We start from the raw sequence: 21,342 nt of genomic DNA, 5'->3' as shown, positions 1-21,342 counted from the left end.
TCACTGTCCCTCGCCCACGAAGTCGTCGATGCGCGCGGCGATGTGCGCCGCGTCGGTCACACAGAGCCGCAGGCCGTGCTCCTCGGAGTCCATGACCTCGGCCGTCAGCTCGCCGGTGATCGCCCTGCGCCAGTCCGGGAGGGTCTCGTTGTCCTTCGCGAGCAGCATCAGCGCGTCGATGTCGAACGGCTCGGGACGGTAGGTCTCCAGGGCGCGCGCCGTGGTGCGGAACGCCTTGTGCAGCCGCTCGGCGAACCGGGTCCCACCGTCGCCGTGGGCCTCCCAGCCGGCACCGAACAGCGCGGCGGCGATCTCGCGGTAGACGCCCTCCTGGGTGGCGTCGGCCGGGGCGAGCAGCGGGTACGCGGTGTGCGGGGCGACGATCCGCAGCACGTCGTCGCGGTACTCGACGAGCCGCTCGGCCTCGTCCACCTCGGGGGCCGAGCCGTCGAGGTAGCCGTCGACGATCACCAGCTTCCGCAGCCCGAGCCCGCGTTCCTCGGCGATACGGGCGATCTCGTAGCCGATCACCCCGCCCGCGCAGGCGCCGACGAGATGGAACTCGTCCTCGCCGAACTCGTCCTCGATCAGGTCCGCGTACAGCTCGGCGAGCTCCCGCATGTCGTCCGGCACGTCCATCGCGCTGATGTGCGGGGACTGGAGTCCGTAGCAGCCCCGGTCGGTGCCGAGGAGCCGTACGAGACGGGCGTAGCCGTCGACGAGACCGAGACCGGGGTGGATGAAGAGCAGCGGGGTCCGCGAACCCTGGTTGCTCATCCGGATGATGGCCCGCTCGGTGTTCGCGGCCTTCGCCGGCGCCTTGTGCGCGCTCAGCGCGCCGATCGTGCGGTGACGCAGCAGGTCGCCCATGTTGAGCGCCCAGCCCAGGCGCTGGTTGATCTGCTCGATGGTCACCAGGGCCAGGAGTGAGTCGCCCCCGGTCGCGAAGAAGTCGTCGTCGAGGCCGACGGACGGCCGGTCGAGCGTCGTCTTCCAGATCTCGACGAGGGTCTGTTCCACCAGGCTGTGCCCGGGTGTGACCTCGCACTCCTCGGGCGCTGTCGGCCGAGTACTCACAGGGGAACTCTCCTTCTGGTCGCTTACCGGTGCTGGACTAGGCCCAGCCGCCCGTGAAGTGGATGACGTCACCGGTGAGGAAGTCGGCCGAGCCGCTGCCGAGGAAGACCACCAGGTCGCCGATCTCCTGCGCCGTGCCGAGCCGGCCGGCCGGCAGCAGTCCGCGGAGCTTCTCCCGGCCCTGGTCCGTCCCCCACAGCTCCTCGGGGTAATAGGTCTCGCTCTCCAGGAAGTTCGGGGCGATCGCGTGCACGGTCACGCCGTGCGGGGCGAGTTCGCGCGCCGCCGCCCGGGCGTAGGCAGAGGCTCCGGCGCGCAGCGAGCTGTAGACGGAGAACCCGGTCTCCGGCCGCAGCGGCGCGGCGGAGGTCATCAGCACGATGTGCCCGCCTCCCCGGCGCTTCATGGGGGCGGCGGCCTTCGCGATCACGGCCGCGGGGGTGACGAGCAGCGCCTCCGCGGCCCGCCGCAGCTCCGCCGGGTCGGCCTGGTCCACCGGCAGATAGCGGGCCGGGTAGACGTCGTTGCTGACGACGAGATCGAGCCGGCCGTACCGCTTGACGGCCTGCCCGACCGCCCCGGTCGGGGTCTTCGCGTCGCAGGCCACCGCCCCGTCGCGGCCTTCCTCGAAGGCGGTCCGCGCGGCCTCGTCGAGGAAGTCCTCGTCGTGGCAGAGGACGGTGTAGCCGGCCTTGCGCAGGCTTTCCACGGAGCCGGGGCCGGCGTAGCGCGTCGCGTGGGTGACCACGGCGACGCGCTCGGCCGACGGCGCGGGCATGCTCACGCCCCACCGCCGATGAACTCCCGGAGCATCGTGTAGATCTCCGCGTCCGGGATCAGGATGTCGTGGTGGTTCCCGGAATCCCGCTCCACGACCGTGGCCTCGCCCGCGACCAGCTCGCCGAAGTGGTGCGCCGTCTCGGGGTGGGTCATCCGGTCCGTACGGCTGGTGGCGATCAGCACCCGCTGCCCGACCCGACGGGCGGCGTGGTTCGCGTCGTACGCCATGAGCGCGTGGTTCTGCTTGGCGTAGCGGTGGAACAGCTCCGCGTCGCCGTACGGATAGAGGACGTACGGGGCCAGGCGCGGCGGCACCCCGAAGAGCATGTTCGGGTCGAGGAACAGGTTCAGCGTCTCGCGGGCCCGGCGCGGGCCGGAGGCCGCCCCGGCGAGCACGCTCTGGAACTGCTTCTGGAACGGGGTGCGCATGACCCCGGCCCCGAAGTTCAGATCGGGGTGGAGCACGGTCAGCGTCTCCACGCGCTCGCCGAACGCGGCGGCCGCGTCGAGGGCGACCGGCGCTCCTCCGCAGATCCCGACCAGGTGTGCCCGCCGCAGTCCGTACGCCGTGAGCAGCGCGCCGACCAGCGCGGTCTCCTCGGCGAAGTCCGCCTCCGGGGTGTCCAGGGTCCGCCACTGCCCGAAGAGGTACGGGTTCTCGTACGTGACGACGAGCCGGTCCGTGGACAGCTCCTCCAGCCAGGGCCGGAAGAGGGTGGCGGGCACCCCGGAGGGCAGGACGAGGACGATCGCCTCGTCCCCGGTCGGCCCCGCCGCGAAGGAGTCGAAGGCGGGCACGCCCTCGGCCTCGATCCTGCGGTGGCCGGGCAGGGCCGCGAGCCCCGCCAGGCCGTCCGCCGGGATGTCCCGCTCCCCCGAGCTCTCGGCCACCGGCCGCCAGCTGCCCAGCTCCAGGTCGCAGTAGGTGCTGAGGGCGACCTCGAGGCTGGACGGGCGCTCCGGGGCCGGCGAGACGAACCGGGGGACCGTCAGGCCGTACGCGGAGCCGAGGGCGGTGAGGACCTCGTTGCACCGTGCGACGGCCCCGGGCCCGTACTCCTCGGCGGCCCGCTCCCCGGCCGGGAAGACCCGCAGGGTCTCCGCGGCCGCGCCCAGCAGTGGCTGGCAGAGTTCCAGGACCTCGACCACGCTCAGGGTTTTCGTGGTCATCTCAGAACTTCTTCCCCCGGGTGGTCTCCGTGACCATGCGGTTGCCGGGGTTCTTGTTCTCGCCGCTGACCAGGACGGAGCCGTAGCGCTCCAGGCTGATGCGGCCGCCGTACTCCTCGATGTGGTCGCTGCCCGGGTAGACGGAGACCGAGGAGGGGACGTAGCGGGTGGCGAAGCCCATCCGCATGTCGTTGGTCAGGCCCTCGTGCGGGTGCGAGGCATGCATCAGCGTCGACCAGAAGATGATGAACTGGCCCGGCTCCATGATCTGCGAGACGGCCGCGTCCTCGTCGGGCTTCCAGTCGGGGTCGACCTGCAGCTCGCGGTAGTCGTAGCCGAAGAAGCCGCGGCGCACGCCGTCCTTGTCGACCCCGTTGATCGAGTTCGGGTCGTAGTGCATCTTCTTGGTCTCGTCGTAGTTCATCTGCTGGTGCGTGCCGGGGATGAACTGCAGACAGCCGTTCTCCACCTTCGCCTCGGTGAAGGCGGACCAGACGGTGATCGTGCCGCCGAACTCGGCGTTGTCCGGCCACAGGATCTGCGGGGTGCCGGAGGCGTTGGCGAAGGTGTCGGCCTGGTGCCAGTCGGTGCCCTCGTCGCCGGGGTGCTTGGGGAAGAACTCCGTACGCCAGCAGATGACGTCCGGGCCGAGGATGGAGGCGACCCGGTCGACGATCTCGCGCTTGCCGATGTGGGCGGCGAGGAAGTCGTTGTCGAGGTGACGGTCGTAGTTGGAGATGTTGGTGGCGCCGGAGAGCTCGTCGTCCGGGTAGACCGCGTGGCTGCGGTCGAGCATCTGCAGCCGGGTCCTGCGCCAGATCTCCCGCATCTCGTCGGGCTCGTAGGCGGTGAAGGGACCGATGAATCCCTGCTGGTGGAACTGGTCTATCTCTGCTTCGGAAAGGGCGAACGACTGCTGTGCCTTCGGGGTGTCCGTGGTCATGTCCGGCGCTCCTACTGGGAGATGAGGGCGAGCTGGTTCTTGACGGCCGCGGCGAGTGCGCCGATGTTCGCGCCTTCGGCGAGCGTGCCGACGTTCAGGGAGAGCGAGAAGCGGTCGTTGACGACGCTCAGCATGTGGATCAGCGAGAAGGACGTTCCGCCGAGGTCGAAGAACTCGTCGGTGTCGGCGATGTCGTCGGTGCCGAGGACCTCGGCCCAGATCCCGCGCAGGATCTCCTCGACGGAGGCGCCCTTCCCGGCGGGGTCTTCGGTGATGGATCCCTTGGCCGCCTCGGCGAGCTTGAGCTCCAGGCGCTTGCGCAGCACGCTCTCGTCGAGCTTGCCGTTCACGGTGACCGGGAGCTCGTCGAGGGGCAGATAGGCGGAGGGGGCCATGTAGGCGGGCAGCGCGGTGGCGACGGCCGCCTTGAGCTCCGCCGTCAGCTGCTCCGGTGCGGCGGACGTCACCGGGAACGCGACCAGCCGCGGCTCTCCGGAGCCGAAGTCGGCGGCCAGGACGACGGCGTCCCGGACGGCCGGGTGCTTCTTCACCACGGCCTCGATCTCGCCGGGCTCGATCCGGTAGCCGCGGATCTTCAGCTGGCGGTCGGCGCGGCCGGCGTAGGCGAACTCCCCGGGGGCGGTCTGCACACCGCGGTCGCCGGAGTCGTACCAGCGCACGGTCGTGCCGTCGGCCTCGGTGCGCTCGGAGAAGCGCTCCGCGGTCAGCTCGGGGTGGTTCAGATAGCCGCGGGCGACACCGGCGCCGGAGACGTGGATGACGCCCTCCGTGCCGACCGGGAGGGAGGTGCCGTCCTCGTCGCGGATGTCGATCCGCAGGTCGGGGATGGCCTCGCCGATCGGGCTGAGGCCCTCGACGGCCGGTTCGGCGGTCAGGTCGGCGGCCGAGATCCGCTTCCAGGTGACGTGCACGGTGGTCTCGGTGATGCCGTACATGTTGACGAGCACCGGCGCGTCCAGGCCGTGCCGGTCGGTCCACGGCGTGAGGGCGCGGTAGTCCAGCTTCTCGCCGCCGAAGACGACGTACCGCAGGCTGAGCGAGCCGGGCTCCGTGTCGGCGGCCATGGCGTTCATGAGGTTGCGGAAGGCGGACGGCGTCTGGTTGAGGACCGTCACGCGCTCGCGGCGCAGCAGCCCGTGGAGCGCCTGCGGGTCGCGGGCGGTCTCGTTGTCGACGACGACCAGGCGGCCGCCGTGGAGCAGGGCGCCCCAGATCTCCCAGACGGAGAAGTCGAAGGCGGCGGAGTGGAAGTTCGACCAGACGTCGGTCTCGTCGAAGCCGAAGACGGGCGCCGTGGCGGTGAAGAGCCGGACCGCGTTGCGGTGTTCGACCAGGACGCCCTTGGGCTCGCCGGAGGAGCCGGAGGTGAAGATCGTGTACGCCAGGCTCGACGCGTTCGCGCCCTCGTGCCCGGCGGGGGTGTCGGCGACGCTCTCGGGCAGCGCGTCCACGAGGACCGGGGTGCGGCCGTCGACCAGCGGGGCGGTGGCCGTGCTCGCGACGACGACGGGCGCGTCGCAGCTGTCGAGGACGAAGTCCCGTCGCTCGGCGGGGTAGGCGGGGTCGACCGGGACGTAGCCCGCGCCCGCCTTGAGGATGCCGATGAGGCCGACGACGAGATCCGCACCGCGCTCCAGGCAGAGTCCGACGCGCTGGTCCCGCCCGACGCCGGCCCCACGCAGGACCTGGGCCAACGTCGTGGCACGCGCGTCGAGTTCGCGGTACGTCAGCCGTGTCCGGCCGTCGGTGACCGCCACCGACTCAGGGAACCGCGCGGCGATCCGCTCGAAGTTCTCGTGCAGGGTGAGCGAATCGTCGAGCGATTCGCTGGACATCGCACCAGGATTCATTAGACGTGGAGCCTTTCCCAGTCATGGAGCGGAGATTTCGGAATTCTCGACGTTTCGGCGCGCCCGGCTTTTCGGCGGCTATTCCGGCCGCCCTCGCCCTGATGAATGTGTCAGCCGACGGCCGGGCCCTTCAAGGGAATCCCGTGGCACCAAGGTGCAGTGGCTGCAAGTGGCCAGGGTCAGCGACGGCGGTGGTCGTCGACGGCGGGCACGACGGACACGACGCCGTGGCAGAGCCCGACGTCCCGGCCCGCGCGGGGCACTCTCAGCTCGACCCGCACCCGGCCGACCGGGGGCCGCAGCAGGAACCGGACGGCGGCGAGGACGCCCGTGCCGGCCTCGGGCGCGGAGCCGGCGGAGACGAACACGACGGAGCGCTGCTCCGGCTCCGGCAGTCTGGGCCGATAGACGTGCTCCACCTGACAGCTGGAGACCTGGGACACCGCTCTGGCCAGCTCACCGGGATCGATCCGCGGGACCTCGAGATGGATGGCGTACATGGCAGAGAGAATCCCAGCCGCTTCGCACCGCACGTCGATAACGTCCGGGCATCTTCCTGCCATGGCACCAAAGGGCCCACCGGGCCCTCGGCCGACCCGGCCGCGCACTCAGAGCCAGCCGGCTCGTTCCGCGAGGACCCCGGTCTCGAAGCGGCTGCGGGCGCCGAGGCGGTGCGAGATGCCCGACATCATGCGCCGGGTCGTCCGCAGGGAGAGGCCGAGCTTGCGGGCCGCCACCTCGTCCGTATGCCCCTTCTGCAACAGTCTGAGCAGCTCGATCTCCTGCTCCGAGGGCGCGTCGGCGACCGGCCGCGAGCGGCCGTGCAGCGGGGTCGCCCGCTCCCAGACCATCTCGAACAGCGCGAGCAGCGCGGTCACCACACCCGGCGCGCGCAGGATGACCGCGCCCGCCCGGGTGTCCTCGGGGCTGACCGGCAGCAGCGCCACCGACCGGTCGGCGATCAGCATGCGCAGGGGCAGCGACGGCATCGTGCGGATCTCGCCGCCGAGTTCGGCGAGCCACCGGGCGTACTCGGTGGTCGCCCGGTCGTTGCGCACGCTGTCCAGATAGATCGTCCGCAGCCTCACCCCGGCCGCCAGCGTCTGCTCGTCGAGCGGCCGGCTGGCCTCCAGTGCCTCGGGGCTCTGCGCGCCGCCGGGCATGAAGGCGAGGATCTCGGTGGTCGCATGCCGGGCCAGCTCCGAAAGCCGGGCCCGCACCTCGTTGACCCCTTCGAGCTGCTCCAGACCGACGTTGTTGTGCCGCCCCCGCTGCGAGGCGTAGATCGCGGTCAGTTCGGCGGTCGCCGCCCGCATCGCGGCCAACTCCAGCTGCTGGGAGTGGATTTCGGTTTCCCTGCGGTGAATGTGGGCGGCGAGACCGACTTCGGGACTGATGGGGGCGACATCCGTGGCGTCCTTGGTGGGATAGAGCATGGAGAGCTCGGCGAGCTTGTCCAGACACCCCCGGACCGCGGCTTCTTCCACATGGAGCTCTCCGGCGATCTCCGTGAGCCCCCAGCGCGGCTCGCTGATCACCAGGCGGTAGACGTCGACGCAGGTCTCGTCCTGCCCGATCAGCGCCGCCAACGACGAGAAGTCCGTGCCCGGACGCGTCCCACGGCACGGCTCGGCGAAGCCCCCCACTGCCCCCTCCTCACTCAACGGGTCGATTCGCGATCGAATCCTTTAATCGCCCCGAATCATTCGGCGCCGGACGGTCGATTCCGGTACGGAGATCAGGGCACCCACCCTTATGAGTCTGTGACGGTACAGGACGACAGCAGGAATGGGCACCGGATCAATTGAGGGTTTCAGACGCCGACTTCTGGGAAACACCGGCAAAAGATGAAGAGCGAACAAAGCTGACCAGGTCCCGCCCTGATCACCGCGCCTCCGCGTCGGCGACCTCCAGCGCCTCGTCGAGAATCGCGAGCCCCTCCTTTGCCTCCGACTCCGTCAGGTTGCAGGGCGGGGCGACGTGGATGCGGTTCATGTGGATGAAGGGCCACAGCCCGCGCTCCTTGCAGGCCCCGGCGACCCGCCCCATCGGCGCGGCCGCCTCGCCGGTGGCCGCGTAGGGGACGAGCGGCTCGCGCGTGGTGCGGTCGGCGACCAACTCCAGCGCCCAGAAGGCACCGAGGCCGCGAACTTCACCGATACTGGGGTGCCGATTGGCGAGTTCACGCAATCCCGGGCCGAGGACACGCGCGCCGAGATCCGCCGCGTGCTCGACGACGCGCTCGGCGCGCATGGTCTCGATGGTGGCCACCGCCGCCGCACAGGCCAGCGGATGCCCGGAGTAGGTCAGACCGCCGGGGTAGGGCCGGTCCGCGAAGGTCGCGGCGATCCTCTCGCCGATCGCGACCCCGCCCAGCGGTACGTAACCGGAGTTCACCCCCTTGGCGAAGGTGAGCAGATCCGGGACCACGCCCCAGTGGTCGGCGGCGAACCAGCGTCCCGTACGCCCGAAGCCGACCATCACCTCGTCCAGGACGAAGACGATGCCGTACCGGTCGCACAGCGCCCGCACCCCCGCGAGATAGCCGTCCGGGGGCACGAGCACCCCCGCCGTGCCGACCACCGGTTCGAGGAGGACCGCCGCGATCGTGCCGGGCCCCTCGCCGACGATCGTCTCCTCCAGGTGGCGCAGGGCCCGCTCGCACTCCTGCCGCTCGTCCGTCGCGTGGAAGGACGAGCGGTAGGCGTACGGACCCCAGAAGTGGACGACCCCGGCGGCGCCCGTGTCCGAGGGCCAGCGGCGCGGGTCGCCGGTCAGATGGATCGCGGTGGAGGTGGCGCCGTGGTACGAGCGGTACGCGGACAGGACCTTGTGCCGGCCGGTGTGCAGCCGGGCCATCCGTACCGCGTGCTCGACCGCCTCCGCGCCGCCCGTGGTGAAGAAGATCCTGTCGAGGTCGCCGGGGGTGTGCTCGGCGATCAACCGGGCCGCTTCGGAGCGGATGTCGACGGCGAAGCTCGGGGCGACGGTGCACAGCTGCCCCGCCTGCTCCTGGATCGCGGCGACGACCCGGGGGTGCTGGTGGCCGATGTTGGTGTAGACGAGCTGGGAGGAGAAGTCGAGGTAGCGGTTGCCCTCGTGGTCCCAGAAGTAGGCACCGGAGGCACCGGCCACCGGCATCGGCTCGGTCTGGGCCTGCGCGGACCAGGAGTGGAAGACATGAGCGTGATCGGCGGCCCGCGCGTCGGCGTTCGTGCGCGGGGCGCGGCCGGCGGCCCGCGCGTCGGCGTCGGAGCGTCGCGGGGCGCGGCCGGCCGTCCCCGCGTCGGTGTTCGTGCGCGTCATGCCTGCGCCGCCTCCCCGGTCAGGACACGGCCCGCGCGGTCCGCGATGTGCGCCGGCAGGTCGATGCCGGCCGGCAGGACGGGATCGGCGACCGGCTCCCCGAACGTGGTGACGACCGGCAGCACCCCCGCCCACAGCCCCAGTGCGGCGTCCTCGCTCTCCCCGTCGTCCGGCGGGCCTGTGGCGATCTTCACCGAGGCCTCGACGAGGTCGAGCGCCACCAGCGCGGTCGCCGCGAGCTCCTTGCGGCTGGGCTGCCGGGCGTACTCCCACTGCCCCGGCGCGCACTGCTCGGTGAGCGCGCGCAGCCCCCGCAGCTTCTCCTCCGGGTCGGTGACGAGCCGCGGGACGCCGTAGATCATCGCGCAGCGGTAGTTGACGCCGTGCTCGAAGACGGAGCGGGCGAGCACCAGGCCGTCGACGTGCGTCACGGTGACGCAGACGGTGGCGTCGGGCGCCTGGACCAGGCTGCGGCTCGCGACCGAACCGTGCAGATAGAGCCGGTCGCCGTCGGTGCCGTACGCGGTGGGCACCACCATCGTGGTCCCGTCGACGGTGACGCCGAGGTGGCAGAGGAAGCCGGCGGCGAGCACCGCCTCCAGATCGGCGCGCCGGTGGCTGCCCTTGTGGCGCATCCGGCGCAGCCGGGTCCGCTCGGTGGCGGCCAGTTCGTCCGGCGCGGGTACCTTTTCGGCGGCGGTGCTCATGGTGTCCTCTTCGTACGGCCGTCGTGGCGGACGGCGATGGGTCCTGGGCGCGGGACGCGCGGTGGAGTACTTCCCGGGTTCTACGGGCTTCAGCCGCGGGCCGCCACCGGCGCCCGCCTGTCGGAACGGCGGCCGGTCGCGAGGGAGTCGCAGATCTCGCCCGCCCGCACGGCGGCCATCGACAGGAGGTTCGCCGTGATGCCGTGGCTGTGCTCGGTGCCGCCCATCAGATAGACGCCGGCCTCCAGCTCCGGACCCGTCACCACGCGGTAGTCCCGGTGCACGCGCAGCCGGCCTTCCTCGTCGCGCTCGCAGGCCGCGTTCAGTTCGCCGAGGAGGCGGGCCGGGTCGGGCTCCGTGTAGCCGGTGGCGTAGACGACGGCGTCGGCGGTGAGCGCCTCGGTCTCGCCGGTCGCGAGGTTGCGCACCCGGACGCGGACCTCCGCGGCGTCGGCCTCGACCGACGTCAGCTGCGAGGCGCCCATGATGCGCAGGCGCCGCTCTCCGCGGACCTTCTCCTGGTAGGAGCGGCGGTAGAGCTCCTCGATGAGGTTCATGTCCACCACGCCGTAGTTGGTGTTGCGGTGGTAGGCCATCAGCTTGCTCCGGCCGTCCGGGTCGGCGCCGTGGTAGAGGTCGACGGCCTCGGGGTCGAAGATGCGGTTCGCGTAGGGGCTGTCGTCGGCGGGGCTGTAGCCGTAGCGCGTGTGGACGGCGACGACCTCGGCGTTCTCGTACGTACGGTGGAGGTGGTCGGCGATCTCGGCGGCGCTCTGTCCGGCGCCCGCGACCACGAAGCGGCGCGGGTTCTCGGTGGGCAGCGCGGCGAGGCGGTGCAGGAACTCGCTGCTGTGCCAGAGGCGTTCGGAGGATTCGACGCCCTCGGGGAGGCGGGGGACGAGTCCGGTGCCGAGAACCAGGTTACGGGCCCGGTAGGTGATCGCCTCGGCCTCCTCGCGGGCGGCGACGTCGACCTCGACGACCGGGCCCGCCTGGGTGGCGGCGCGGATGCCGGTCACCTCAAGGCCGTAACGGACCATGTGGTCCACGCCGTTGGCGGCCCACTGGAGGTAGTCGTGGAACTCCTCGCGGGTGGGGAAGAGCGCCTTGTGGTTGATGAAGTCGACCAGTCGGCCGCGGTCGTGGAGGTACGGCACGAAGCCGAAGCGGCTCGTCGGATTGCGCATCGTGGCCAGGTCCTTGAGGAACGAGACCTGCATCGTGGCGTCCGGGATCAGCATGCCGCGGTGCCAGCCGAAGGACGGCTGCTTCTCCAGGAAGACGGCGGTGAGCTTCTCGTCGGGCGCGGCCTGCTCGTTGTACTCCTCGATGGCGATGGCCAGGGCGAGGTTGGCGGGGCCGAAGCCGACACCGACGACGTCGTAGACGGGAGTGGTCGCGTTCATGGTGGTGCCTTTCGGTTCTCAGGAAGTCGTGCGGGCGGTGAGGGCGGCGCAGCCGGCGGCGAGGAGCAGGGCGAGCAGGAGCCCCGTTCCGGCGAAGGAGAGGAAGACGGCGGCGATGACCAGGGTCACGACGGCGGTGGTGCGCAGGGCGCGTCCGGTGCCGCGGGCCCGGAGGGCGGCGGCGGCCGCCGCGACGTACAGCAGCAGGAAGGCGCTGCTGGTGACGATGAGGACGAGCTCCTCGCCGGTGCCGGTGAGGGTCAGGGCGCCGAGGACGGCCGTGTAGGCGAGGGTCAGGGCGACGGTGGCCGGCACGGGCCGGTCGGCCAGGGCGCGCGGCAGGATGCGGTCGCGGGCGGCGGCCCGGACCACGCGGGTGGCGCCGAGGACCCAGGCGTTCGTGGCGACGACCGCGAGGCCGAGGGCGAGCAGATCGCCGGCGACGGCGCCGGCCTCGCCGAGGGAGGCGCCCAGCAGGGCGGTGATGACGACGGGTTCGTCGCCGGGGACGGCCAGATAGGCGGCGGTGACGGCTGCGTAGAGGAGCCCGACGACGGGCACGGCCCAGCGGATGGCACGGCGGTAGCTGCGGGCGGGGTCGTCGACCTGTTCGGCGAGGGTGGAGACGTTCTCCCAGCCGAGGAAGGAGAAGAACGCGGTGACGACGGCGATGCCGACGCCGTCCCAGCCGTTCGTCAGGAACGGCGTGTACTCCCCCGCGTCGAACCGCGGCGCGGCGACCGCCACGGCCCCGCCGAGCCCGAGCAGCAGCACGACGAGCGAGGCGGCCTGCACGCGCGCGCCGGCGGTGAGCCCGAGGAGGGTGAACGCGGCGGAGAGGGCCATGAAGCCCATGGCGATCGGATACACGGGCCCGTCCGGCTGCCCGATCAGGCCGAGCAGACAGCGGGCGGAGACGATGCCCATGACGGGGTTGCCGATGACGTACGTGGCCACCAGCAGCAACGCGGCGGCCCGCCCCGGCCGCCGCCCGAGCCCGGCGGTCACCATCGCGGCGAGCCCGGCGGCGTCGGGCCGCCAGGCGGACATCTCAGCGAAGAACCGAGCGAACGGGTAGGAACAGACCGCGAGCGCCAGCCAGGCCAGCACGGAGGCGGGCCCTGCCTGCCGCTCGGTCAGCCCGGGGACGAGCAGGATGCCGGTCCCGACGAGGCTGCTGACGTAGAAGACGACGAGCGCCCGAACGCCGAGCTTCTTCGGGGCCGCTTCCCCGCCGGGGGGCGCGGGGCGGGGCATGAGATCCGTCATGGGTGTCACCTCCGGTGGGGTGGGGGTCGGGGACGGACCCGGCATCAGGAGCGCCGGGCCCGTCAGGCGGGGTCAGCTGGTCGACAGGACGTCCAGGGCTTCCGCCGCCGCGAGTTCGGCCGCTGCCGGGGCCGTCTTGAAGCCGGCGCCGGACCAGCCGGTGGCCGGCACGATGCGGCTGTCGGGCCGTTCCCGGCCGAGGTGCGGCAGGGAGTGCGGGGTGTACAGGTCGACGCCCTGCCGGCCGCCGAGGAAGCGGGTCGCCGGGTCCGCGAGCCAGGGCCAGCGCGTGGCCGCCCCTTGGCGGATGTACGCCACCTGCTCGTCGGTGAGCGTGTCCTCGCCGCCCGCGGGTACGTCCCACTCGTCGACGGGTCGCCCCGCCATGTACCCGCCCGCCGCCTCCCCGGTGACCTGGGGCCGCCCCCAGACACCGGTCACCATGTCGACGACGGTCGGCAGTCCGGCCGTGTCCGGGTGGTGGAAGAAGCCGTACCGAATGCTCTTCGTACGCCCCGCGTCCGAGCCGCTCAGCCGGTGCCCGGCGATCGCGCCGGTGCCGCTGCCGGCCGCCAGGACGACGGCCAGGGCCTCGACGGGCCCGCCCGGCTCCAGCAGGACCCGCACCCGGTCGGCCCCGGGCGGTGCGACCAGCTCCCGCACGCGGGCGGGCAGCAGCCGCGCGCCGTGGGCCAGGGCCCGGTCGCGGTACACGCGCGCGGTGCGCGGCGGATCGGCGTAGCCGCCCTCCGGCTCCCACACCGCGGCGCTCACCCCGTCCACCGCGAGGCCCGGGAAGCGTTCCCTGACCACCCCCGGCTCCAGCAACTCCGCCGGCACCCCGGCGCCGTTGAGCTCGGCGACGCCCTTCTCGGCCTGGTCCAGGTCGGTCTCGCCGCACAGCACGAGCGACCCGGTCGGCACGAAGCCGTAGGGTCCCGGCACGAGGGCCACGGGCCCCCAGGCCAGCTGGTGGCTGCGGAGGGCGAGCCCCCGCAGGTACGGATCGGCCTCGAAAGCCCGCACGAGCCCACCGGACCAGGCGGTGGCGTGGTCCCGGCGCCCGTCCATCGGCGCGACGAGCGCCACCCGCGCGCCCTGCCGGGCGAGCACCGCGGCGGTCGCGGCACCGACGACTCCGGCACCGACGACGATCACGTCGTAGGCCCGGCCGCGGTGACCCCCGCCGCCCGGGGACGGCGAGGTACGCGACGGAACGGGTACGGGTACGACGTCCCAGCCCACGCTCCCCTCCACCGGCTCCCCGAGCGCGGTGAACGCCCGGTCGGCATGGGCCCGTACGGCGGCGAGCAGGATCCGCCCGGTCCGCTCGGGGTTCTCGGTGAGGGCCGCGGTGGCCGCCGCGAACGCGGCCATGACGTGGGCCTCCGGCCCTCCGCGCATCCGGGCCACGCGAGCACCCCGGTTCGCGTCCCCGAGAAGCCCGGAGAACTCGTCGACCGCGCAGTCGTCGGTGAAGTACAGCTCCCCCTCGAACCCCGCCTCCCGCCACTCCCGCCCGACCCGCGCGGCCCCGCCATGGGTCCCGCACACGACGAGGGCGGTGAGCGCGGCCGCGTCGGCCCCCGGGGCGGAGACGATGTCCGGCGCTCCCGCAGATGTGCGGAAGCCGGTGGCCAAGGGCCCGGCACCCGGCAGCGCACCGGTCGCCGGGCCGCTGCCGTCCGAGACGACCGGCCCGGCCGGGAGGCCGGCGGCCGCGGGCTGCCCCGCGTCCCGTACGAGGCGGGCCAGGCCCTCCCCGTACGCCGTCCCGTCGTGCGTGACGGCGATCCGGGTGTGGCCGGCCGTGCCGACGGCCGCGAGCAGATCCGCCGCCTGGGCACGGTCGTCGGGGCACCAGCGCAGAACCGTGCCGCCGCAGTCGGCGAGCAGGTCCGGTGTCGTGGCCAGCGGCAGGAGGACCGGCAGGCCGCCGGACCGGTAGACGGGAAGCGCGGCCCGCGCACCGGCGCTGTTGAAGTGACCGATCACCAGCGTGTGCCGGCCTTCGGCGACGACGGCCTCGGCGATCTGCCGGGCCGTCTCCGCCTCCCCCCGGTCGTCGTACAGCTCCCAGTTGACGTCCCCGTACAGGGCCGCGGCCCGCTCCAGATGCTCGCCCCACGCGGCCCGGGGCCCCGAGAAGGGGCCCACGACCGCGCCGCGCGGAAGCGAGGACTCGACACAGGCGGACTCGGCGGGGGCGGACGCGGCTCCGGCTGACTCGGCGGAGGCGGGCCGGTCGCCGGAGCGCGGGTACGCGGCGCCGGTATCACCGGGCCCGGCACCCGGGGACGGAGCCCCGGCGCCGGCCACGCCCTCCACGGTCTCAGCCACCGAAGACCGTCCCCGGCCAGGCCGCCAGGGGCGCGCCCGGGACCAGCGGGGTCAGGGCCACCGCGTCCACGGGGCGTACGGCCGGAAGGCCGAGCAGTTCCGCCAGTCGCGCCGAGCCGTACGGCAGCGCCGGCGCGGCCCACGCCGACAGCGCGGCGGCCACGGCCAGCTGCGCGGCCAGCGCGGCGCGGTACGCCGAGGCGCCGTCCGGCCGCTCCGCCTCGAAGCCGTTCACGTACCCGAAGTCCTCCGCGAGCGCGACGACTTCGTCGAGCAGCGCGACCGCCCGCCGGGCGTCGTACCCCTCGACGCCGTACGCCTCCCGCAGCTGACCGACGGTCTCCGTCAGTCGCCGGCGCAGCCGCTCCCAGGCAGCGCCGCGGGGCGCCTCCGACGGGACCACGCCCCCGTCCTCGGCGACGGCGGCGAACAGGCGGCCCAGCCACCCGTCCCAACGCTCCGCGAGCCGCGTCCGGCTGATCTCGAGGGCGGCCGAACTGAAGCTGGTCTGCCGCCCGTTGGGCCGGTCCGACAGCACGTGGTAGCGCAGCACGTCCGCGCTCGTCCGGGCCAGCTCCTCGTGCGCCCAGATGGCGTGCCGCCGGCTCGTGGAGAACTTCAGCCCTTCGAGCCGGTAGAACTCGTTGACCACGAACGCCTTCGGCAGCGCGATCTCCGCGTCGTACGCCCGGAACGCCGCCGGGAACAGCAGCGCGTGGAAGTAGCCGTTGTCGAAACCGAAGAACTGCACGGGCGCCGGTGCGGGCCCGGTCTCCCCGGCGCCGGTCCACTCCAGCAGATAGCCGGGGGCCATCTCGAACCACACGTAGATCCGCTGCTCGGTGAAGCCCGCGACCGGTACCGGAACGCCCCATTCGGAGGGGTGGCTGACGGCGATCTCCGGCAGCCCCTCGGCCCGCATCCACTCGCAGAGCGACCGCAGGTGCGGGGGCATGTCGACCTCGGCCCAGAAGGCGGCGAGCTGCTCCTCGAAGGGGGCGAGGGGGAAGTAGAGCCGTTCGCAGTCGCGGAGTTCGGGGGTGGCGCCGCAGCCGGTGCAGACCGGGTCGATCAGGTCCGCGCAGTCGTTGGGGCGACCGCACGGCTCGCAGGCGTTGCCGTTCGAGCCCGAGCCGCAGTGCGGGCAGCCGCCCTTGAGGTACGCCTCGTACAGCCAGCGCTCGCAGCCGGTGCAGTACGGCAGCGGTCGCGTACGGGCGACGATGTGCCCGGTGTCGTACAGCCGCTGGAAGAACTCCTGTACCACCGACCGGTACTCGACGTCACGGCGCGGGCGGACGATCGCGTCGAAGTCGGCGCCGGCCTGTCGCCAGACGGACTCGATGGACTCGCCGTAGCCGTCGGCGACCTCCTCGCCCTTGCGTCCGCCGTCGTTGAGGCCGCGGACGGGAACGTAGCTCTGGTGGTCGTCGAGGCCCGTGGTGTACCGGACGCTCCCCGTTCCCTCGGCCACCAGGTAGCGCCGCAGCACGTCACCGGCGAGGTACGGCCCGGCGAGGTGTCCGATGTGCAGGTCGCCGTTGGGCGTGGGCGGGGTGGCGGTGATCCAGTGCGTCGCGCTCACGCCGCGACCTCCTCGTTCTCGGTACGGACGGCGGGCTCGCGCAGCGGCCAGTAGAGGGAGACCCAGCTGAGCTCCTCGTCGCCGGTGTTGTGGACGACGTGCTCCTGGTTGCGGGGCAGGACGACGACGTCGCCCGCGCGGAACGGCGGTTCGAGCGTGCCGTCGAGGGTCACGCTGCCGGCGCCGGAGAGGATGATCATGACCTCGTCCTGGTCGTGGCAGTCGGGGTCGGAGTCGCCACCGGGCCGCAGGAAGCAGGCCATGGCGCCGACCGGGGGCTCCTCGTCCCCGCCGGGCCACGGAATGAGCCGCTGACAGGCGAGGCCGAACTCCTCCTCTGCGTAACTCCGGTCGATACGGAAGCGGTTCGGGCTGCGGTCGGCCATGGCCTCTCCTGAGCGGTCTGCCCGCCGGGCGGGCTGGGTGGTGGTGTCGGCGCTGCCGTACGGGGTGACGGCGACGGCCGGCACTCCCGGGGGCGGGATGGGTGCGGTGAAGGGCATACGGGTCTCCTGAGGCATGCGGCAGGCGACGGGCAACGGCGATGCGGGGCGCGGGAGGGCGTCCCTCCGACGCGGGGCGCGGGAGGGCGTCCCTCCGACGCGGGGCGCGGGAGGGCGTCCCTCCGACGCTGGGCGCGGAGGACGTCCCGCCGAGACGGGGCGGGGCCGGCGCCCCTCAGTCCCCGTCCAGCCCCCGTACCGCCGTCACCGGGATCCGGGCGAGGCCGGCCATCACCTGGCGGGGTCCGGCACCCCAGCCGTACCGGCGCTTGAGCGGGGCGAAGTACGTGGCGATGAGTTCGAGGAGCGGACCGAGATCGCCGGGAGTGGCCCCGAGCAGGGCGAGGAGCTGTTCGGTGCGGGTGATGCCCGCTCCCGGACCGATCCCGTGCACGGTGGCGTCCTGCCAGGTGGCGCCGGCGCTGCGGGCCACCACGGTGTTGTGGAGGGCGAACCCCTGGTTGTCGTGGGCGTGGATGCCGACCGGGGCGGGCACGGCGGCGCGGGTGGACTGGACGAGTTCGATGACCCGCTCCGGGCGGAGCGAGCCGAGCGAGTCGACGAGGAAGACGGCGTCGAGCGGTCCGAGCGCCGCCGTCTCGGCGAGACAGCGGTCGAGTTCGGGGTAGGAGGCGAGGTCGATCTCGGTGAGGAGCAGACAGACGCCGAACCCGGCGTCGCGCAGCCGTCCCAGCGGGGCGGCGGCGCGCGCCACCTCGTCGTAGCGGACGGCGACGCGCACCAGGCCGACGGGGAGTGGGACGGCGGCGATCCGGTCGGCGATCCGGTCGGCCGCCGCCACGGCGGGGCCGTCCCCGGAGGGCAGTTCGGCGGCGTCGACCAGGACCGCGAACCGCGGCCCGTACCGCTCGGCGCCGGTGACCGTACGGGTGATGGTGAGGACGTCGGGCAGCGGGGCGCCGGCCGTCCGGTCGGCGGGATCGTGCACGTACCCCAGCTCGATCACGTCGATGCCGAGCCGCGCGCAGACCGCGAGGTAGTCGGCGACCAGCTGCGGTGACGGCGCGCCGCCGGTGAGCTGCCCGCTGGTGCGCAGGGTGCAGTCGAGCAGCGTCATGCGGTCATCCCCAGCCGGTGTCGTTCGTTCCCGGGCCGGGGACCGGAGCGCCCCAGCCGGTGTCGTGGGTGCCGCCGACGACCGCCGCGCCCCAACCCGTGTCGTCCGTACCGGCACCGGCTCCGCCGTCGGCGGCGAGCTGCGTGCCGGTGACGGTGGCCAGACCCGCGAGGGCGGTGATCAGGGTGGCGTACACGGTGTTGCGGATCCGCCGCTTCATTCGTCTGCTCTCTCTTCCGCGATGAGTAAGTCCGAGTTTTTCAAGGGTTTTGCATGGCTCGCGTGCTTCACGAGCTCTGTGAGCTTTGACCTTGTGGGCGGCGAGATGAACGTATCCGGGATTGCATGACTATCGGGTGGACCGCATGGCTCATTAGGCTGCATGGCAGCAACAGGACGCTGTCACAAGCGGGGGTAAAGGTGGCGATAGCAGACAGAAGCGAGAGGCCCGAGGGGCTCGCGAGCGGCCCTGGCGGCGGCTTCGCGGTCGGCCTCATGGGCGCTCCTTTGGGGGAGGCCCTCCCGGAGGGCCTGGCGCCCGACGATCCGCCGGCGCGGGTCTACACGACGATCCTCGGACGCGATCCGGACCTCCCCGCGCGACCGGCGGACCTGGCCGAGGAGCTGGAACTGCCGCTGGCGCGCGTGGAGTCGGCGGTGTCGGCCCTGCTCGACATGGGCCTGCTGCGCCGCACGCCGGAGCGCGGGGTCCTGCCGGTGCCACCGGACGAGGCGGTGCAGCGCACCCTGGGGCCACTGGAGCGCGAGATGCGGGCAAGGCGCCTGCACATGGAGCGCACGCGCGAGCAGCTGATGGCGTTCATGCCGCTCTACGAGACGCATCTGTCCCAGCTGACACACCTCCGGCAGGCGGAGTACGTGGAGGTCCTCACCGATCTCCGGGCGGTCCGGGAGGCGATCACCGAACTGGGCCGCACCTGCGAGCGCGAGGTGATGACGGCGCAGCCGGGCGGCGGCCGGCGCGCCGAGGTCCTCGAAGAGGCGGTCGCCCGCGACGAGGAGCTCCTGCGCCGGGGCGTCCGGATGCGTATCCTCTACCAGCACACCGCCCGCTTCTCCTCGGGCACCTGTGCCTATGTCGAGCGGGTCGGCAAGCTCGGCGCGCAGGTGCGCACCCTGGACGACGAGTTCATGCGGATGCTGGTCTTCGACCGTGCGACGGCGGTCATCCCGGTCCCGGACGACCCGAACGCGGCGGTCCTGATCCGTGAACCGCACGTGGTCTCGTTCATGGTCGGCGCGTACGAACGCCTCTGGCTGGAGGCGCTCCCGTTCGAGACCGAATGGGACCGCCAGACCATCATGGACATCTCCGACGAACTCAAGCAGACGATCGTCCGCCTCCTCACGGAGGGTCTGACCGACGCCGCGATCGCCCGCCGGCTGGGCCTCTCGGTCCGCAGCTGCCGCCGCCACGTCGCCGACGTGATGGCGGCCCTGGGCGCCGAGAGCCGCTTCCAGGCCGGCTACCTCCTGGCCCAGCAGGAACGCGAGCAGCCGACGGGCCAGTGACGAAGGCGGGGAAACGGGGCAGCGCCCGAGCCGGCCGAAGCCTCCCGGGCGCTGCGCACCAGGTCGTACGGTCAGGGAGTGACGCTGAACAGCATGCGCCGGCCCGGATGTTCGGTGACCGTCCAGAGCTGGTTCGGCGATCCGGGCCAGACGGAGAGGTCCTCGACCCCGATCGCGGACACCCGGCGGGGGGACGTCTCGACGAGTCGTCCCGTGCCGGCGTCGGGCCTGGCGACGATCAACCGGCCGTTCGACGAACCCCGGCTCTGGCTGAGGTAGTACGTACCGTTGATGACCGCGGCGCCCTGGATCCCGCCGTTGTCGGTGTACGACGCGTTGAAGGGAATGCGGTAGGCCTCGTCGGCCGCCCAGTATCCGTTGCCGTCCAGTTTCGGCGTTCCCCCGCTGGCGTTCATCGGCCGACGGATGACCCTGCCGGTGGTGTACGCGTCCGTGACCTGCGCCTTCTCGCACCACTCGCCGGTGGTGATGTGACGGACGCTCGAACTGCGGTCGAGGCCGGCGTAGCTGGTCTTCGGCGTGACGTCGTTGGCCTCGCACGTCTTGTCGTTGTCCTGCATGTCGCAGGGCGTGCCCGGCGGCGGCTCGACCGTGTCGCAGGCGGTGTTGGTCCACCCGTCGCTCTGCGGGAGGATGTAGCGGTATCCGTGGGCGTGGTAGACGCCGTCCTGCCTGCCGATGGCGCTCTTGGACGTACCCCACTTGTCGGCGGGCAGCGCCCCGAGGTCGATGATGTCGCGCAGGTCGAAGACGCGGAATCCGCGGTTGGTGTCCGCCACGTACAGGTAGTAGCCGTACCAGACGATGCCGCCGGCGTGCAGCGAGCCGTAGTTGTACTGACTCGACGAGTAGTGCTGCGAGGTGCGCACGCTCATGTAACTGGCGTTGCCCGAGGCGTTGATGAACGGGTATACCAGCAGGACGTGGGCGTACTTCCCGGTGCTGGAGTCGATGAAGGAGACGCGAACGCCCTTGCGTTCGGTGTTCAGCCCGTCGGCGTCCGCGTCATCGGGCTTCTTGTCGCCGTTCCAGTCGTCCTTGTTGTACCAGGTGACCATCATCGGCTTGTGGTCCGCGGGATCCCACCCGGGCTCGGGATCGCCCCAGGTCTGGTCCTCGTCGGCGTCGGCGACGCCGGTCACGCCCTGCGGCCACCACTCGGAGTTCTCGTTGCCGTTGTCGGCGTCGTCGAAGCAGAACGACCGGGTGAAGTTCTCCGGCTTCGTCCCGGCCTCGACGGCCGCCGTGTTGCAGACGCCCGAACTCCATGTGCCCTGACGGGCGTCCGCCTTCAGGATCGAGTTCACGCCGATGTTCGGCAGGTCGGCGTTGAGCTTGTCGACCCGGCCCTGCAGTTCGGCCCGGTTCCCGATCGGTCGGAGCTCGAAGTTGCTCAACGCCAGGCCTGGATCATCGACGGCCTGCGCGGGTGCTGCCGTCAGCAGCGACGCGGCGAGCGTCGCCGTGATCGACAACACCGCCCTCGCCTTGAGACTCCTCTTCACGCTTTCCTCCCGTGTAGTTGCCATGCACATGGCCCGCGGGAGTGTAGGCGCATTCGACCACCGTTCGAGTGATGGCCGTGTGAAGATGCTTGACCTGGGCATTTCTTGACGGACCCTCCCCTCGACAGACGCCGACGGGGCGGGCCGGGGGGGGCGCGGGGGGCGCGCGGGGGGGGGGGGGGGGGGGGGGCGCCCCCGGGGGGGGGGGGGGGCGGCGGGGGGGGGGCGCGGGGGAGACCACGAGAGAC

General features: G+C 72.3%; 18 protein-coding genes. 1 reads left to right on the top strand and 17 read right to left on the bottom strand.

All coding sequences use genetic code 11. The features are described from left to right. From ACFVZW_RS14845 to ACFVZW_RS14770, 16 genes are all read right to left on the bottom strand, one after another. Window positions 1-1,077 carry a thioesterase domain-containing protein gene (locus ACFVZW_RS14845; protein ID WP_384520932.1) on the bottom strand — a complete coding sequence of 359 codons (1,077 nt, stop codon included), beginning with the start codon at window positions 1,075-1,077 and terminating at the stop codon, window positions 1-3. Window positions 1,078-1,114: 37 nt separating this feature from the next. Beyond that, the gene (locus ACFVZW_RS14840) at window positions 1,115-1,855 is read right to left on the bottom strand and encodes an SDR family oxidoreductase (protein ID WP_384520929.1); all 741 of its coding nucleotides are present in this window, start codon (window positions 1,853-1,855) and stop codon (window positions 1,115-1,117) included. Between the two features lie 2 nt (window positions 1,856-1,857). After that, window positions 1,858-3,027, bottom strand: a complete 1,170-nt coding sequence (locus ACFVZW_RS14835; RefSeq protein WP_384520926.1) for an alpha/beta fold hydrolase — start codon at window positions 3,025-3,027, stop codon at window positions 1,858-1,860. 1 nt (window position 3,028) lies between these two features. Next, a complete protein-coding gene (locus ACFVZW_RS14830) occupies window positions 3,029-3,970 on the bottom strand; it encodes a chlorinating enzyme (protein ID WP_384520923.1) in 942 nt (313 codons plus the stop codon). Between the two features lie 11 nt (window positions 3,971-3,981). Next, window positions 3,982-5,826, bottom strand: coding sequence for an amino acid adenylation domain-containing protein (locus ACFVZW_RS14825; protein WP_384520920.1), 1,845 nt, complete (start codon window positions 5,824-5,826; stop codon window positions 3,982-3,984). Window positions 5,827-6,020: 194 nt separating this feature from the next. Next, a complete protein-coding gene (locus ACFVZW_RS14820) occupies window positions 6,021-6,341 on the bottom strand; it encodes a hypothetical protein (protein WP_384520917.1) in 321 nt (106 codons plus the stop codon). 108 nt (window positions 6,342-6,449) lie between these two features. Then, a complete protein-coding gene (locus ACFVZW_RS14815) occupies window positions 6,450-7,487 on the bottom strand; it encodes a helix-turn-helix transcriptional regulator (RefSeq protein ID WP_384520914.1) in 1,038 nt (345 codons plus the stop codon). A 238-nt stretch (window positions 7,488-7,725) separates the two neighbouring features. Then, window positions 7,726-9,147, bottom strand: coding sequence for an aspartate aminotransferase family protein (locus ACFVZW_RS14810; protein WP_384520911.1), 1,422 nt, complete (start codon window positions 9,145-9,147; stop codon window positions 7,726-7,728). Then, on the bottom strand, window positions 9,144-9,854 hold the full coding sequence (locus tag ACFVZW_RS14805; RefSeq protein ID WP_384520908.1) for a pyridoxamine 5'-phosphate oxidase family protein: 711 nt from the start codon (window positions 9,852-9,854) through the stop codon (window positions 9,144-9,146). Before ACFVZW_RS14805 ends, ACFVZW_RS14810 begins: the two co-directional genes overlap by 4 nt. An 89-nt stretch (window positions 9,855-9,943) precedes the next feature. Beyond that, window positions 9,944-11,260 (bottom strand): lysine N(6)-hydroxylase/L-ornithine N(5)-oxygenase family protein, encoded by a 1,317-nt coding sequence (locus ACFVZW_RS14800; RefSeq protein ID WP_384520905.1) that lies wholly within the window; start codon window positions 11,258-11,260, stop codon window positions 9,944-9,946. Window positions 11,261-11,278: 18 nt separating this feature from the next. Next, a complete protein-coding gene (locus ACFVZW_RS14795) occupies window positions 11,279-12,529 on the bottom strand; it encodes an APC family permease (protein WP_384520902.1) in 1,251 nt (416 codons plus the stop codon). Between the two features lie 72 nt (window positions 12,530-12,601). After that, entirely contained in the window at window positions 12,602-14,869 is a 2,268-nt protein-coding gene (locus ACFVZW_RS14790; protein WP_384520899.1) for an FAD-dependent oxidoreductase, read from the bottom strand. Then, window positions 14,862-16,454 carry a class I tRNA ligase family protein gene (locus ACFVZW_RS14785; RefSeq protein ID WP_384520896.1) on the bottom strand — a complete coding sequence of 531 codons (1,593 nt, stop codon included), beginning with the start codon at window positions 16,452-16,454 and terminating at the stop codon, window positions 14,862-14,864. Before ACFVZW_RS14785 ends, ACFVZW_RS14790 begins: the two co-directional genes overlap by 8 nt. After that, on the bottom strand, window positions 16,451-16,957 hold the full coding sequence (locus tag ACFVZW_RS14780; protein WP_384520893.1) for a cupin domain-containing protein: 507 nt from the start codon (window positions 16,955-16,957) through the stop codon (window positions 16,451-16,453). Before ACFVZW_RS14780 ends, ACFVZW_RS14785 begins: the two co-directional genes overlap by 4 nt. Window positions 16,958-17,132: 175 nt before the next feature. Continuing rightward, window positions 17,133-18,035, bottom strand: a complete 903-nt coding sequence (locus ACFVZW_RS14775) for a hypothetical protein (protein WP_384520890.1) — start codon at window positions 18,033-18,035, stop codon at window positions 17,133-17,135. A gap of 4 nt (window positions 18,036-18,039) precedes the next feature. Then, a complete protein-coding gene (locus ACFVZW_RS14770) occupies window positions 18,040-18,255 on the bottom strand; it encodes a hypothetical protein (protein ID WP_384520887.1) in 216 nt (71 codons plus the stop codon). A gap of 200 nt (window positions 18,256-18,455) precedes the next feature. Between ACFVZW_RS14770 and ACFVZW_RS14765 the strand changes: the two genes are divergently transcribed. Then, window positions 18,456-19,568 carry a LuxR C-terminal-related transcriptional regulator gene (locus tag ACFVZW_RS14765; RefSeq protein WP_384520885.1) on the top strand — a complete coding sequence of 371 codons (1,113 nt, stop codon included), beginning with the start codon at window positions 18,456-18,458 and terminating at the stop codon, window positions 19,566-19,568. A 71-nt stretch (window positions 19,569-19,639) separates the two neighbouring features. On the opposite strand, the gene ACFVZW_RS14760 is transcribed toward ACFVZW_RS14765, so the two are convergent. Then, window positions 19,640-21,094 (bottom strand): hypothetical protein, encoded by a 1,455-nt coding sequence (locus ACFVZW_RS14760; protein ID WP_384520882.1) that lies wholly within the window; start codon window positions 21,092-21,094, stop codon window positions 19,640-19,642. Window positions 21,095-21,342: the final 248 nt, after the last annotated feature.

The organism is Streptomyces sp. NPDC059567 (assembly GCF_042735655.1).
In the GTDB taxonomy this organism is placed as follows: domain Bacteria; phylum Actinomycetota; class Actinomycetes; order Streptomycetales; family Streptomycetaceae; genus Streptomyces.
The sequence above is the reverse complement of the archived record's forward strand: the minus strand, read 5'-3'. Positions and strand labels throughout refer to the sequence as shown.

Coding starts and splice junctions, on each gene's coding strand:
- ACFVZW_RS14840 (WP_384520929.1), bottom strand. CDS start 1,855: ATGCCCGCGCCGTCGGCCGAGCGCGTCGCCGTGGTCACCCACGCGACG.
- ACFVZW_RS14835 (WP_384520926.1), bottom strand. CDS start 3,027: ATGACCACGAAAACCCTGAGCGTGGTCGAGGTCCTGGAACTCTGCCAG.
- ACFVZW_RS14830 (WP_384520923.1), bottom strand. CDS start 3,970: ATGACCACGGACACCCCGAAGGCACAGCAGTCGTTCGCCCTTTCCGAA.
- ACFVZW_RS14825 (WP_384520920.1), bottom strand. CDS start 5,826: ATGTCCAGCGAATCGCTCGACGATTCGCTCACCCTGCACGAGAACTTC.
- ACFVZW_RS14820 (WP_384520917.1), bottom strand. CDS start 6,341: ATGTACGCCATCCATCTCGAGGTCCCGCGGATCGATCCCGGTGAGCTG.
- ACFVZW_RS14810 (WP_384520911.1), bottom strand. CDS start 9,147: ATGACGCGCACGAACACCGACGCGGGGACGGCCGGCCGCGCCCCGCGA.
- ACFVZW_RS14805 (WP_384520908.1), bottom strand. CDS start 9,854: ATGAGCACCGCCGCCGAAAAGGTACCCGCGCCGGACGAACTGGCCGCC.
- ACFVZW_RS14800 (WP_384520905.1), bottom strand. CDS start 11,260: ATGAACGCGACCACTCCCGTCTACGACGTCGTCGGTGTCGGCTTCGGC.
- ACFVZW_RS14795 (WP_384520902.1), bottom strand. CDS start 12,529: ATGACGGATCTCATGCCCCGCCCCGCGCCCCCCGGCGGGGAAGCGGCC.
- ACFVZW_RS14780 (WP_384520893.1), bottom strand. CDS start 16,957: ATGCCCTTCACCGCACCCATCCCGCCCCCGGGAGTGCCGGCCGTCGCC.
- ACFVZW_RS14775 (WP_384520890.1), bottom strand. CDS start 18,035: ATGACGCTGCTCGACTGCACCCTGCGCACCAGCGGGCAGCTCACCGGC.
- ACFVZW_RS14770 (WP_384520887.1), bottom strand. CDS start 18,255: ATGAAGCGGCGGATCCGCAACACCGTGTACGCCACCCTGATCACCGCC.